Below are 12,584 nucleotides of genomic sequence, written 5' to 3' on the forward strand. Positions count from 1 at the left end.
TAAGTAAGGTGCGCCGGAATCGTACGCGAAGGGTGAAGACGTCATGGGGCAGGGTCACGGCTGGGAGGGCGCGGTCCTCAAACTGTTCCGGGGCAAGGACTTCGTGTTCACGGTCACGGGTGCGGAGGACGTCACCGAGCACTACCGCCGGGTGCGCCTCACCGACGGCGGCATGCTCGCGGCGACCGGGGTGCACCCGACGATGTGGGTGCGGCTGTGGTTCGACAACGCGGGCAAGCCCCACCAGCGGGCGTACACACTCGTGGATCCGGATCCGGACGCGGGGACCTTCAGCCTGGAGTTCGCGCTGCACGAGGGGTGCGCGAGCGACTGGGCGCGGGCCGCGAAGCCGGGGGACACGATCGAGGCGACCGTCCAGGGCACGGGGTTCACGGACCCGGACCCTGCGCCCTCCCACGTCCTGGCCATCGGGGACACGGCCTCCCTCCCCGCACTCAACTCCCTTCTCGGGGCGGTGGGTTCGGCGCCCACGACGATCTGGTTCGAGTCGGCGGAAGGCCTGGACGGCCTGCCCCTCCAGGCGGACCCGGACCGCCACGACGTCCGTACGGTCCCCCGGCTCGACAAGGGCGCGCACCTGGTGGCCCAGGTGAAGGCGGCCGTGCCGGACCTTCTGAAGGACGCGGCCGACCCGTATGTCTGGATCGCTTGCGACACGGCGACGACGCGGGCGCTGGCCGCCTACTTCCGCAAGGAGCTGGCGCTGCCGAAGCAGCGGGTGAACGCGCTGGGGTACTGGCGCGCGGCCTGAGCGGCCACGGGGCACCCACTTGGCACCTCCCCGCGATGACGCGCGGCCCGAGCGCTCACTTGCGATGATCGGAGCATGGACGCCACGCTTCACCTAGCCCAGCAGCCCGAGGCCGACGAACTCCTCGGCCGCAGCCCGCTCGCCGCGCTCGTCGGCATGCTCCTCGACCAGCAGGTGCCGATGGAGTGGGCCTTCGCGGGCCCGTACACGATCGCGCAGCGCCTCGGCACGGACGATCTCGACGCGCACGAGATCGCGGCGCACGACCCCGAGGCCTTCGGGGCGCTGCTGTCCGAGAAGCCGGCCGTGCACCGCTACCCGGGCTCGATGGCCAAGCGGATCCAGCAGCTGTGCCAGTACCTCGTGGAGCACTACGAAGGGGACGCGGCGAAGGTCTGGGAGGGCGTGAAGACCGGCGACGAGCTGCTGCGGCGCCTCAAGGATCTGCCCGGCTTCGGCGCCCAGAAGGCGCAGATCTTCCTCGCGCTGCTGGGCAAGCAGCTCGGCGTACGCCCGAAGGGCTGGCGCGAGGCGGCCGGTGCGTACGGGGAGGACAAGTCCTTCCGCTCGGTCGCCGACATCACGGGACCGGAATCGCTGGTGAAGGTACGGGCGCACAAGCAGGAGATGAAGGCGGCGGCGAAGGCCGCGAAGGCCTCCGGCAAGTGAGGGCCTGCGGCGCGTAGGAGACCCGCGGCGTGTGGGAGGGGGCTGCGAGGGGACTGCGGGGGAGGGATCAGTCGGTCGGCCGTCCCGGGTGGCGGGGGGCCGGACGCCGGTCCGAGCATGGAGCATGGCCGAGGTACCGAGCGGAGCGCCCTGGGGGTCGGACGACGACCGGCGGGTCCACGCGGCCCGCGGCCCGCACCGGCCGGAGAGTCCCGGCGGGCCCGGAGGGGGCGGTGGCCCCGGAGTACTCGGTGGTCCCGGCGGACCCGAGAATCCGCTCTTCCGCCTCACGCGCACCGCCTGGCAGGCCGTACTGGCCGCCGGGATCGCGACACTGGTGCTCGGCGTCATGATCCTCGTGTGGCCCGAGGCGACGCTGTTCGCGGCGGGGGTGCTCTTCGGGCTCTACCTGCTCTTCAGCGGCGTACTCCAACTGGTCTCCGCCTTCGGTACGCACGCGGCGACCTCCCTGCGGGTCATGGCCTTCATCAGCGGAGCCCTGTCGATCCTGCTCGGCCTGTTCTGCTTCCGCGGGGCGATGCAGTCGATCCTGCTGCTCGCGCTGTGGATCGGCATCGGCTGGCTCTTCCGGGGCGTGACACAGACCCTGGCCGCCATGTCCGACCCGTCCGCCCCCGCCCGCGGCTGGCAGATCCTCCTCGGCGTCCTCAGCTTCCTCGCGGGTGTCGTCCTGATCGTCTCCCCCTTCGAGTCGGTCGCCGTCCTCACGGTGGTCGGCGGCTGCTGGCTCCTGGCCCTCGGCATCACGGAGATCATCACGGCGGTACAGCTGCGCAGGCGGGCGCGGTTCGCTCCGCGGGTGCTCTGAGGTTGGCTGGGCTGTGTTTTCGGGTGCGGGCCCGGTGGGGGCTGGTCGCGCAGTTCCCCGCGCCCCTAAAGACAAAGGCCGGGGCTGCGCCCGCCTTTGTCTTTAGGGGGCGGTAGCCCTTGCCTTTAAGGGGCGCGGGGAACTGCGCGACCAGCCCCCACTCACCCGCAGACGAAAACGCAGCCCGCCGCAGGCGAACGCCTACGCCAAGAGGGGGGTTCTCGGGACGCGGCCGATGAACCACCCACCCGTCCCGGGGACATGACCACTCATGAGCCCCCACCGGTTCACCCCACGGCGCGAGCGCCGGAACCGTCGGCCCACCTGGCCACGGTTCCTCATGGCGCTCGCGGCCCTGCTGTGCGCGACGTGCACGGTGAGTGCCGTCGGCGGCCACACAGGAACCCGCACCGCACCACCGGCCGCCGTCTCCACCGAGTCCGGTCTGGAACACCCCCACGACCTCCTGGACACGGCCCTGCGCCCACCGGCCCGCCAGAGCCACCGCCCCCTCGTACCCCAACGCCCCCCACGCCCACCGGCCCCCGCACACCCACGCCCGAGGCCACACACCCACCCCGTGCCCCCGTACGCCCCCACCCCGCGCGCCCAGCGCTGCATGGTCCTCCGCTGCTGACGGTCCCGCTCCGGACCGCTCCCCCTCCCCCCAGCAGCACGAGAGGACCCCCATGTCGAAGGACCCGTACGCGATCCTGCGTGCCCTCGTACGCGCCGAATCCCTCCGCAACGCCCCGAAGCCGATGCCGATGCCGACGCGTGACACCCCACAGGTCACCCCGGAGCCCGCGCCGGAGCAGCAGTCCCCGCCGAAGGACCACGAGCGCGACTGACACGCCCCACCGCCCGGGGAGGCGGACCTGTACCGCCTCCCCGGGCATTCGGCGCCGGGCTACCGCCTCCGCCGGGCCGTTCCGAAGACCGACCGGGTGATCTCGTGGCCGATCTGCGTACCCAGGCTCCGGGCCAGGGACTTGAAGACGCCGCTGCCGACGACCTGCTCGACGACGGAGGAGTCCTGGTCGTCGGCCTTCCGGCCACGGCCCCGCGACGAAGCCGACTCCGCGGGGGCCGAGGGAGCCGCGGGCGCCGTGGAGGACGCGGCCTCCGTCTCCCTCGCCGTCAGCTTCTCGTACGCCGACTCCCGGTCGACCGCCTCCGCGTAACGCCCGTACAGCGGCGACTGCTCGACCGCCCGGTCGAGGACGGCCGGATCGACGGGCCCCATCAGGGACTCCGGCGCCCGCAGCCGGGTCACCGCGACCGGCGTCGGCGCGCCCTTCTCACTGAGGACGGTGACCACGGCCTCGCCGGTCCCGAGCGCGGTGAGGACCTCCTCCAGGTCGTACGGGGAGTTGGGGAAGGTCTTCACGGTCGCCTTGAGGGCCTTCTGGTCGTCGGGCGTGAAGGCGCGCAGCGCGTGCTGCACCCGGTTGCCGAGCTGGGCGAGGACATCCCCGGGCACGTCCTTGGGCGTCTGCGTGACGAAGAAGACGCCGACCCCTTTCGAGCGAATCAGCCGGACGGTCTGGGTGATGGCGTCCAGGAAGGCCTTCGACGCGTCGTTGAAGAGCAGGTGCGCCTCGTCGAAGAAGAAGACGAGCTTCGGCTTGTCCACGTCACCGATCTCCGGCAGACCGTGGAAGAGGTCGGCGAGCAGCCACATCAGGAACGTGGAGAAGAGCTGCGGCTTGTCCTGCACGGCGGGCAGCTCCAGAACGGAGACCGTGCCCCGCCCGTCCCCCGCCACGCGCGACAGGTCGCTCGTGTCGAACCCCGGTTCCCCGAAGAACGGGCTCATCCCCTGCGCCTCGAACGCCGTCAGGGAGCGCAGGATCACCCCGGCCGTGGCCGTGGAGAGCCCGCCGATGCCCTTGAGCTCGGACTTCCCCTCGTCGGAGGTCAGAAAGGTCACCACCGCCCGCAGGTCCTTCAGATCGACCAGCTCCAGGCCCTTCTGGTCGGCGTAGTGGAAGATCAGACCGAGCGACTGCTCCTGGGTCTGGTTCAGCTGAAGCACCTTGGACAGCAGGACCGGCCCGAAGCTGGTGATCGTCGCGCGTACGGGGATGCCGTGGCCCATGCCCCCGAGGGCGTAGAACTCGCAGGGGAACCCGGCCGGCGTCCACTCCTGGCGGACCTCCCCGGCCCGCGTCCGCACCTTGTCGTTCTCCTGCCCCGGCGCCGAGATCCCGGAGACGTCACCCTTCACATCGGCGAGGAACACCGGCACGCCCTGCGCGGACAACTGCTCCGCGATGAGCTGCAGGGTCTTCGTCTTGCCCGTACCGGTGGCCCCGGCGACCAGCCCGTGCCGGTTGAGCATCGGCAGCGGGATCCGGATCTGTACGTCCGGCAGGCACCGCCCGTCCCACAACAAGGCGCCCAGATCGAGCGCGGGGCCCGTGAAGGCGTACCCGGAGGCGATTTCGAGGGCCGACCGCGGAAGCGCGGGAGCACCGCTCACGCCTTCGGGTGCCTTTGCCGGCGGCGCTTCACTGTCAGTCATTTCAGACCCCTGTTCCCGGTTTGCCCAAGACTGTCCTCGGCCCGCATCCGAACCGATCTTGAAAGGGTGATCTAGGAGAATTACCGGTTTGCCCCTATTTACGGCGTCATTTCCAGCGTCGCACTCCGCCACCATGGCTGCGCCCGGAAGCTCTTGACCGGTAGGCTTTCCGTGTGATCTTCAAGCGCATCGGAAACGGCCGGCCGTACCCCGACCACGGCCGGGAAAGCACCCGGCAGTGGGCGGACGTCGCGCCACGCCCGGTCCGCCTCGACCAACTGGTGACGACCAAGGGCCAGCTCGACCTGGAAACCCTGCTCGCCGAGGACTCCACGTTCTACGGCGACCTCTTCGCGCACGTCGTGAAGTGGCAGGGCGACCTCTACCTCGAAGACGGCCTCCACCGAGCCGTCCGAGCCGCCCTCCAACAACGCCAGGTCCTCCACGCCCGAGTCCTGGAACTGGACTAGCGGGCCGCGCCCCGCAAGGGGCGCGGGGAACTGCGCGACCAGCCACGGACGGCCCGCACCGACCGTCCTACGGGTGCACCCACCCCCCAGGGGCGCGGGGAACTGCGCGACAAGCCCCCACCGGCCCGCAGCCAAAAAACGCGCCCCCCGCGGAGCGACTCGCGGAGCGACCCGCGGAGCGAATTGGCCCTTTCGGGTTGGACTGACCCCCGGTCAATGATCATCTAGTAGGCATCGCCGCCAAGGCGCACTACGCTGCGCCCATGAGCATGCTGACTCCCCCTGGCATGGGCGGCCAGTACAAGATCACGGGGGACAAGTACCCGCGGATGCGCAGAAACCGAGGGCGCCGCAGAATCGCGCTCGCGGTAGTCGCCTCCGTCGCCGCGCTCGGACTGATCGGCTGGGGAACGCTGCAGCTCATCGACGTCTTCACAGGCGGCGGCGACGAGGCTTCCGCGGCAGGACCGGCCGCCGACTGCACGGCATCCCCCTCGCCCTCCGCAAGCCCGGTCAAGGCCCTCCCCAAGCCCGCCCAGATCACCGTGAACGTCTTCAACGCGACCCCCCGCGGTGGCCTCGCCAAGGACACCGCCGACGAGCTGAAGAAACGCGGCTTCAAGATCGGCGACGTCGGCAACGCGACGAAGACGTACGACAAGAAGGTCAAGGGCGCCGGGATAGTCCTCGGCGCCAAGGCCGCCTCCGACGCCGCGCTCCCCGTCCTCGCGACGCAGCTCACCGGGGCCGAGCTGAAGACCGACACCCGCGCGAAGCCCGCGGAGGTCGACCTGATCCTCGGCACGGCCTTCAAGTCCCTGACGAAGAAAGAGGACGCCGACAAGGCCCTGACCACGTTGGCCAAGCCCGCACCGACGCCCTCGGCGACGAAGAAGAGCTGCTAGCAGGCCCGTACGGGCCCGTGCTCCGAACAAGCCCGGGCCCGACCCCCGACCCTGGCGCGCTACTCGGCCGCGCCGTACATCCGGTCGCCCGCGTCGCCCAGGCCGGGGACGATGTAGCCGTGCTCGTTCAGGCGCTCGTCGACGGACGCGGTCACGACCGTGACGGGTGTGCCGGCCAGCTCGCGCTCCATGACCTCGACGCCCTCGGGGGCGGCGAGGAGGACCACGGCCGTCACATCGTCGGCGCCGCGCTTCATGAGCTCCTGGATCGCCGCGACGAGCGTGCCGCCGGTGGCGAGCATCGGGTCGAGGACGTACACCTGGCGGCCGGAGAGGTCGTCCGGCATGCGGGTCGCGTACGTGGACGCCTGGAGCGTCTCCTCGTCGCGGACCATGCCCAGGAAGCCCACCTCGGCGGTCGGCAGCAGGCGCACCATGCCGTCGAGCATGCCGAGGCCGGCCCGCAGAATCGGTACGACGAGGGGGCGCGGGTGGGACAGCTTGACGCCCGTGGTCGGGGACACCGGGGTCACGATGTCGACCTGCTCGGTGCGCACGTCCCGGGTGGCCTCGTAGGCGAGCAGGGTGACCAGCTCGTCGGCGAGCCGCCGGAAGGTCGGGGAATCGGTGCGACGGTCGCGCAGCGTGGTGAGCTTGTGAGCGACCAGAGGGTGGTCGACGACGTGGAGACGCATGCCCACAAGGGTATCCGGGCGCCCGCCGCCCGCCCCTAGCCCGCCACCGACTCGTCCGATACCTCGCCCCGCCTTGAACCACCTCTAAACCCCAGCTGGCATCAAACCGCCCGTCGGAGGGAAAGTGGGAAGGACCGACTGGGGGTGTTGCCCATGTCCGACCCGGAGCAGCGGAGCCGCGAGGATCGCGAGGACCCGGTGAGCGAGGCCGCGCGACGCAGGCGCCGCGCCCAGTTCCTGCGGGAGCTCACGGAGGCGCGCGAGCTGCGCGACCGGGTGCAGCCCCGGCGGGCCAAGACGGCCCGGCTGCGCCACGCCATGCGCATGCGCACCTTCCGCTGGTAGCCGCGCCCGGGCGGACCCCGCCGCGGCGCGGGCAGGCAGCCCGCCCTCGGGACCGGCGTCGCGCGACCCGCCCGACGATCTTCGGGAAGCCGCGTACGGGCGGAGGTCGTGTCGGCGTACGATCCCGCTGTCGGTGGGCGCCGGGCGCCCAGGTGAGGCCGTACGGCGGCGTGACGCACGCGACACGCGAACGGGCGCTGAGACGCGACCGGGACACAGCGGGCCGAAGACCTCTCCTGAACGCTCTGTTTCTGCCACGATTCCGAGTGGGCGGGACTCGGAGCGCACAACTCCCCGCCCACAGCCTCCGCCGGGGGGACCCCCAACCGGCACGCCTATGACCAGTGGGAGAGTCACGGTGTACTTCGCCGCACTGCTCGCGCGCACCGAAGACGGGTGGGAAGCGAGCGACACAGAGCTCGACGATGTGGAGACCCTGTCGGATCTGACCGACCTGGCCCGCGAAGCCTCGGTCGACGACGACACGGTGCTCGTCTTCATCGAGCAGGAGGACGCGTGGTTCGGAGTCGTCCGCGTGGACGGCGAGGAGGACCCTCGCATCTACGTCTCGGACGGCGCGGCCGCTGCCCGCAGTTCGTACGGCGAGATCCTGCTCACGGACGAACTGCTCGGAAGGGAGCCCGGCGACGACGATGTCGCCGACCTGGACTCCCTCGACCTCGACGGTACGGAGGACGGTGAACCCGAGAACGAGGCCGACGACGACGATGAGGACGACGTCGGCGTCACCGCCAAGGGCGAGACCGTGCCGTCCGGACCCATCGGAGACCGCGAGGTCCTCACGGACCTCGGCGTGAACGAGAAGGAGCTGCTGGCCCTGGACAGCACCGACGCGCTCGGTGAGATCGCCGAGGTGCTCGGCGCGGCGGAGGTCCTGGAGACCGTCCGCTGACTCCCCCGAGCGCTCAGGAGGAACAGGACCCCGTACGCGACCGCTGGCGGGCGGCGATGCGGCTCGCCCTGGACGAGGCCGGGTCGGCCGTCCGGGGCGGGGACGTCCCCGTCGGCGCCGTCGTGCTGTCCCCGGACGGCACGACGGTCCTCGCCACCGGCCACAACGAACGTGAGGCGACCGGCGATCCGACCGCCCACGCCGAGGTGCTCGCCATCCGGCGGGCCGCCGCGAAGCTCGGGGAGTGGCGGCTCGGCGGCTGCACGCTCGTCGTGACCCTCGAACCGTGCACGATGTGCGCGGGCGCGATCGTGCAGTCCCGCGTGGACCGCGTGGTCTACGGCGCCCGCGACGAGAAGGCGGGCGCGGCCGGCTCCCTCTGGGACGTCGTACGCGACCGGCGGCTCAACCACCGGCCCGAAGTGATCGCCGGCGTACTCGACGAGGAGTGCGCCCGGCTGCTCACCGACTTCTTCCGCGACCGCTGATACGGGCGCCTGTGCGGCTGCCCGGCCGGCGGCCGAATACCGATTTCTGAGCACGGCCCAACGTGGGCTAGGATCTCTCTCGGTAGCGTGTCCGAGCGGCCGAAGGAGCTCGCCTCGAAAGCGAGTGTGGCGCAAGTCACCGAGGGTTCAAATCCCTCCGCTACCGCTTCTGAAGGGCCCCGTCGAAAGACGGGGCCCTTCGTGCGTTCGGACTCGGCACGACACTCGGCACAACAACTCGGCACGACATGAAAGATCGTCATATCAACTGCCCGGGTTACACTCACCGCCGGCAACAGGGGTCCCAACAGGCGCAGCCCGACAGGCGCAGCCGACAAGACAGCAGGCAGCAGGCAGCAGGCACACGGGGAGGCCGCGATGGCGGTGAATTCGAAGAAGATCGCCGTCTACGTGCTCATCGTGTTCGCGCTGTACGTGATCATCACGGACCCCGCCAAGGCCGCCGACTACGTCCAGATAGGGTTCGAGGGCATTTCGAATGCCGCTCAGGCCGTCGGGGACTTCATGACATGGATCGCCGACGGGGCCAAGAACTAGGAGCCCCCGTGATCCGCCATCTGGTCCTCTTCAAGCTCAACGAGGGTGTGGAGCGCGACGACCCGCGCGTCGTCGAGGGCGTCGCCGCCTTCCGCGCCCTCGGCGGACAGGTCCCCGAACTGAAGTTCTGGGAGTGCGAGTGGAACATCACCGACCGGCCCGTCGCGTACGACTTCGCGATCAACTCGGCGGTCGAGGACACGGACGCGCTCAAGCGGTACATCGAGCACCCCGCGCACCAGGCGGGCGTGGCGCTGTGGCGGGAGTTCGCCACGTGGGTGATCGCCGACTACGAGTTCTGAAGCGCGCCCGGCGCACGCCCCCGGCCCCTCGCCTGAACGGCGGGGGGCCGTTTCGCGTCTCCGGACCCGCTCGGGAACCCACCTTGCCCCCTCCCCGGGCCCCAACTGACGCTCAACACGGAGTTATGCGGTGCTTGCACACAGTGCACATGTCTTGTGATGCTATGACCGCTTTTGACGGATGAGTTGACGGATGTTGACCGACCCAGAGGTGGAGTTGACCGTGCCGGCCAGTACTGCGCCTCAAGCACCGCCCCATGAGCCCCCGGCTCCACCCTCGGCCCCAGCCCAGGAGCGCCTTCCCGACACCCCCGAGGAAGGCCCGCAGCGGCGCCGCGGGGCCGACACCCGGGCCCTCACCCAGGTTCTCTTCGGCGAGCTGAAGAACCTGGAGCCCGGAAGCCCCGACCACGGCCGGGTGCGGGCCGCCCTGATCGAGGCGAACCTCCCGCTGGTGCGGTACGCCGCCGCACGGTTCCGGTCGCGCAACGAGCCCATGGAGGACGTCGTCCAGGTCGGCACCATCGGCCTGATCAACGCCATCGACCGCTTCGACCCCGACCGGGGCGTGCAGTTCCCGACCTTCGCGATGCCCACGGTGGTCGGCGAGATCAAGCGGTACTTCCGCGACAACGTCCGCACGGTCCACGTACCGCGCCGGCTGCACGAGCTGTGGGTCCAGGTGAACAGCGCGACCGAGGACCTCACGACGGCCTTCGGGCGTACGCCCACGACCGGTGAGATCGCCGAGCGGCTGCGGATCACCGAGGACGAGGTCCTGGCCTGCATCGAGGCCGGACGCTCGTACCACGCGACCTCGCTGGAGGCCGCCCAGGAGGGCGACGGACTGCCGGGGCTCCTGGACCGGCTCGGCTACGAGGACCCCGCGCTCGACGGGGTCGAGCACCGCGACCTCGTACGGCACCTCCTCGTCCAGCTCCCCGAGCGGGAGCAGCGGATCCTTCTCCTGCGCTACTACAGCAATCTGACTCAGTCACAGATCAGTGCCGAGCTGGGCGTTTCGCAGATGCATGTGTCAAGACTGCTCGCCCGCAGCTTCGCCAGACTGCGATCCGCAAACAGGATCGAGGCGTAACCCTCAAGAGCGAATCGCCCCCAAGGCCTTTTCGCGACATCTCTGCGCCTAAAAAGCGCCAGACCCCCCTTTTCCAGGGCCTATTCACCCCTCCTGTGTCGACATGTCACTACAGCGTGTTGCCGACATGTGACATTCTTCCGCTGACGCGTTTGCCGCAGCCCCACCTCCGGTATTCAGGTGGAGGCTGCGTTCCTTCGACGGGAGCGTCCGCCGCGACCGTCCGCGACCCAAAGGGGGTGGCATGTCCGCAGACCAGGGCAGCTCGAAGGTGCTCACGCTCACGAAGAGCGAACCCGCGCCCGACGCGCTTCACAGTGTCGTTGCCGATGTTCCGGCCGTCCCGGCCGTGGAAGCCCCGGCCTTTCCCCCGACCTCGGAAGCCATCGACACCCGCACCCTGTCCCGCTCCCTGTTCCTGCGGCTCGCCGCACTGGACGAGAACAGCCCCGAGCGTGCCTACGTACGGGACACGCTCATCGAGCTCAACCTCCCGCTGGTGCGTTACGCGGCCGCGCGTTTCCGGTCGCGCAACGAGCCGATGGAGGACATCGTCCAGGTCGGCACGATCGGCCTGATCAAGGCGATCGACCGCTTCGACTGCGAACGCGGGGTCGAGTTCCCGACGTTCGCGATGCCGACGGTCGTGGGCGAGATCAAGCGCTTCTTCCGGGACACCTCGTGGTCGGTGCGGGTGCCGCGCCGCCTCCAGGAGCTTCGGCTGGCCCTCACCAAGGCCAGTGACGAGCTCTCCCAGAAGCTGGACCGCTCGCCGACCGTGGCCGAACTCGCCACCGTCCTCGGCGTGTCCGAGGAGGACGTGGTCGACGGCCTCGCGGTCGGCAACGCGTACACGGCGTCGTCGCTCGACTCGCCGGCCCCCGAGGACGACGGCGGCGAGGGTTCCCTAGCGGACCGCCTCGGCTACGAGGACACGGCGCTGGAGGGCGTCGAGTACCGCGAGTCCCTGAAGCCCCTGCTCGCCAAACTCCCGCCCCGCGAGCGGCGGATCATCATGCTCCGCTTCTTCGCGAACATGACGCAGTCGCAGATCGGCGAGGAGGTCGGCATCTCACAGATGCACGTCTCCCGGCTGCTCACGCGGACGCTGTCGCAGCTGCGCGAAGGTCTGATCTCCGACTGAGATCCCGACCGAGGGTTCATAATTGACGACCCGTCAGCCACACTGGCGCGATGCGCCGACGGATGGGTCAGGAGTCGATTCGTGGTCGCCGGGGTGCCCTTGTGGGCGCCTCGGCGACTGTCGTCTGCCTCGGCACGCTCCTCGCCGCCTGCGGGACCGGCGACGGCAATGAGGGTTACGTCGCCGTGCAGCGCCCCGCGCCCTCCGGCGAGGCGGTGGCGCCCACGGGGGACGTGGAGTTGGTGCCGCTGGAGGGCGGTGCGGCGTCCGACGGGGCGAGGGGCGGGGGCAGTTCGGCGCCGAGCGGGCCAGGATCCGGCTCTGGGTACGGGAGTTCGGGGTCTCCGGGCAGCCCCGGAGGCGGAAGCGCGGGCGAAGGAGGCTCGGCCGCGTCGGGGTCCGACGGCGGCGACCGTACGACTCCGTCGACGGGCGGGAGCAACTCCGGCTCGGACTCCGGTTCCGCGAGCGGGAGTTCCGGCACCGGAGCGCCGAGCGGCGGCGCGGAAAGTCCCGCGAGCCCCACGAGTCCTGCGAAGCCCGGGCCCGCCGTGCTCGACGTCGGCGACCCCGAGCGGGAGCCCGCCGACAAGCGCTGGTGCGAGAAGGTCACCGTCGGTTTCCACAACATCGGGGGCACCGCGGTGCGTTCGGGCACGGTGACCCTCGGGACGCACATCATCGGGGCGCTCGGGATCGACTGGGCGACCGTCGAATCGGCCGAGAAGCTTCCCGCGCCGATCCCTCCGGGCGCGCGGGAAGAGAAGACCTGGACGGTGTGCGTCGACGCGTGGCGTGTACCGCTGGGCATGCACGTCGAGACGCGGGACGTGTCCGTCCGGTTCGAGTAGCGCAGGCGGGGGGCGCCTTG

17 protein-coding genes and 1 tRNA gene are annotated in these 12,584 nt (G+C 70.5%); 16 read left to right on the plus strand and 2 right to left on the minus strand.

Translation table 11 applies throughout. From position 1 onward, the window contains the following. The first annotated feature begins 43 nt into the window (after positions 1-43). The 5 genes from ACIBEI_RS25745 to ACIBEI_RS25765 all read left to right on the plus strand — a co-directional run bounded on the left by ACIBEI_RS25745 (position 44) and on the right by ACIBEI_RS25765 (position 3,121). The gene (locus ACIBEI_RS25745) at positions 44-772 is read left to right on the plus strand and encodes a siderophore-interacting protein (protein ID WP_398892609.1); all 729 of its coding nucleotides are present in this window, start codon (positions 44-46) and stop codon (positions 770-772) included. Positions 773-847: 75 nt separating this feature from the next. Then, a complete protein-coding gene (locus ACIBEI_RS25750) occupies positions 848-1,441 on the plus strand; it encodes an HhH-GPD-type base excision DNA repair protein (protein ID WP_398892610.1) in 594 nt (197 codons plus the stop codon). Between the two features lie 124 nt (positions 1,442-1,565). Continuing rightward, the gene (locus ACIBEI_RS25755; RefSeq protein WP_398892611.1) at positions 1,566-2,270 is read left to right on the plus strand and encodes an HdeD family acid-resistance protein; all 705 of its coding nucleotides are present in this window, start codon (positions 1,566-1,568) and stop codon (positions 2,268-2,270) included. Positions 2,271-2,541: 271 nt separating this feature from the next. Further along, entirely contained in the window at positions 2,542-2,907 is a 366-nt protein-coding gene (locus ACIBEI_RS25760) for a hypothetical protein (protein ID WP_398892612.1), read from the plus strand. A gap of 52 nt (positions 2,908-2,959) precedes the next feature. Continuing rightward, complete coding sequence (locus ACIBEI_RS25765) at positions 2,960-3,121, plus strand: hypothetical protein (RefSeq protein ID WP_398892613.1); 162 nt, start codon at positions 2,960-2,962, stop codon at positions 3,119-3,121. 59 nt (positions 3,122-3,180) lie between these two features. Here the strand turns inward: ACIBEI_RS25765 and ACIBEI_RS25770 are convergent, their stop codons facing one another. Next, positions 3,181-4,797 carry a helicase HerA-like domain-containing protein gene (locus ACIBEI_RS25770; protein WP_398892614.1) on the minus strand — a complete coding sequence of 539 codons (1,617 nt, stop codon included), beginning with the start codon at positions 4,795-4,797 and terminating at the stop codon, positions 3,181-3,183. A gap of 173 nt (positions 4,798-4,970) precedes the next feature. Between ACIBEI_RS25770 and ACIBEI_RS25775 the strand changes: the two genes are divergently transcribed. Continuing rightward, entirely contained in the window at positions 4,971-5,267 is a 297-nt protein-coding gene (locus tag ACIBEI_RS25775) for a type II toxin-antitoxin system VapB family antitoxin (RefSeq protein ID WP_003999914.1), read from the plus strand. A 287-nt stretch (positions 5,268-5,554) separates the two neighbouring features. Then, positions 5,555-6,172: a LytR C-terminal domain-containing protein gene (locus tag ACIBEI_RS25780; protein ID WP_055618268.1), complete on the plus strand. Its 618-nt coding sequence runs from the start codon at positions 5,555-5,557 to the stop codon at positions 6,170-6,172. Between the two features lie 59 nt (positions 6,173-6,231). On the opposite strand, the gene upp is transcribed toward ACIBEI_RS25780, so the two are convergent. Continuing rightward, positions 6,232-6,867: a uracil phosphoribosyltransferase gene (gene upp, locus ACIBEI_RS25785; RefSeq protein WP_143643421.1), complete on the minus strand. Its 636-nt coding sequence runs from the start codon at positions 6,865-6,867 to the stop codon at positions 6,232-6,234. Positions 6,868-7,020: 153 nt separating this feature from the next. Between upp and ACIBEI_RS25790 the strand changes: the two genes are divergently transcribed. From ACIBEI_RS25790 to ACIBEI_RS25830, 9 genes are all read left to right on the plus strand, one after another. Further along, positions 7,021-7,212, plus strand: coding sequence for a hypothetical protein (locus tag ACIBEI_RS25790; protein ID WP_055618270.1), 192 nt, complete (start codon positions 7,021-7,023; stop codon positions 7,210-7,212). Between the two features lie 358 nt (positions 7,213-7,570). Continuing rightward, entirely contained in the window at positions 7,571-8,125 is a 555-nt protein-coding gene (locus tag ACIBEI_RS25795; RefSeq protein ID WP_398892700.1) for a hypothetical protein, read from the plus strand. Between the two features lie 56 nt (positions 8,126-8,181). Continuing rightward, the gene (gene tadA / locus ACIBEI_RS25800) at positions 8,182-8,613 is read left to right on the plus strand and encodes a tRNA adenosine(34) deaminase TadA (RefSeq protein WP_269650279.1); all 432 of its coding nucleotides are present in this window, start codon (positions 8,182-8,184) and stop codon (positions 8,611-8,613) included. Positions 8,614-8,694: 81 nt separating this feature from the next. Next, positions 8,695-8,779 (plus strand) — tRNA-Ser (locus ACIBEI_RS25805). 212 nt (positions 8,780-8,991) lie between these two features. Next, the gene (locus tag ACIBEI_RS25810) at positions 8,992-9,171 is read left to right on the plus strand and encodes a hypothetical protein (RefSeq protein ID WP_055618264.1); all 180 of its coding nucleotides are present in this window, start codon (positions 8,992-8,994) and stop codon (positions 9,169-9,171) included. An 8-nt stretch (positions 9,172-9,179) separates the two neighbouring features. Continuing rightward, positions 9,180-9,473 (plus strand): Dabb family protein, encoded by a 294-nt coding sequence (locus ACIBEI_RS25815; protein WP_398892615.1) that lies wholly within the window; start codon positions 9,180-9,182, stop codon positions 9,471-9,473. A gap of 193 nt (positions 9,474-9,666) precedes the next feature. Beyond that, positions 9,667-10,569, plus strand: coding sequence for an RNA polymerase sigma factor SigF (locus ACIBEI_RS25820; protein WP_359841800.1), 903 nt, complete (start codon positions 9,667-9,669; stop codon positions 10,567-10,569). Positions 10,570-10,813: 244 nt separating this feature from the next. Continuing rightward, the gene (locus ACIBEI_RS25825; RefSeq protein ID WP_055618261.1) at positions 10,814-11,713 is read left to right on the plus strand and encodes an RNA polymerase sigma factor SigF; all 900 of its coding nucleotides are present in this window, start codon (positions 10,814-10,816) and stop codon (positions 11,711-11,713) included. Between the two features lie 50 nt (positions 11,714-11,763). Further along, the gene (locus ACIBEI_RS25830; protein ID WP_398892616.1) at positions 11,764-12,564 is read left to right on the plus strand and encodes a hypothetical protein; all 801 of its coding nucleotides are present in this window, start codon (positions 11,764-11,766) and stop codon (positions 12,562-12,564) included. Positions 12,565-12,584: the final 20 nt, after the last annotated feature.

Origin of the sequence: Streptomyces sp. NPDC050988, assembly GCF_044456225.1 — a bacterium.
Taxonomy (GTDB): domain Bacteria; phylum Actinomycetota; class Actinomycetes; order Streptomycetales; family Streptomycetaceae; genus Streptomyces.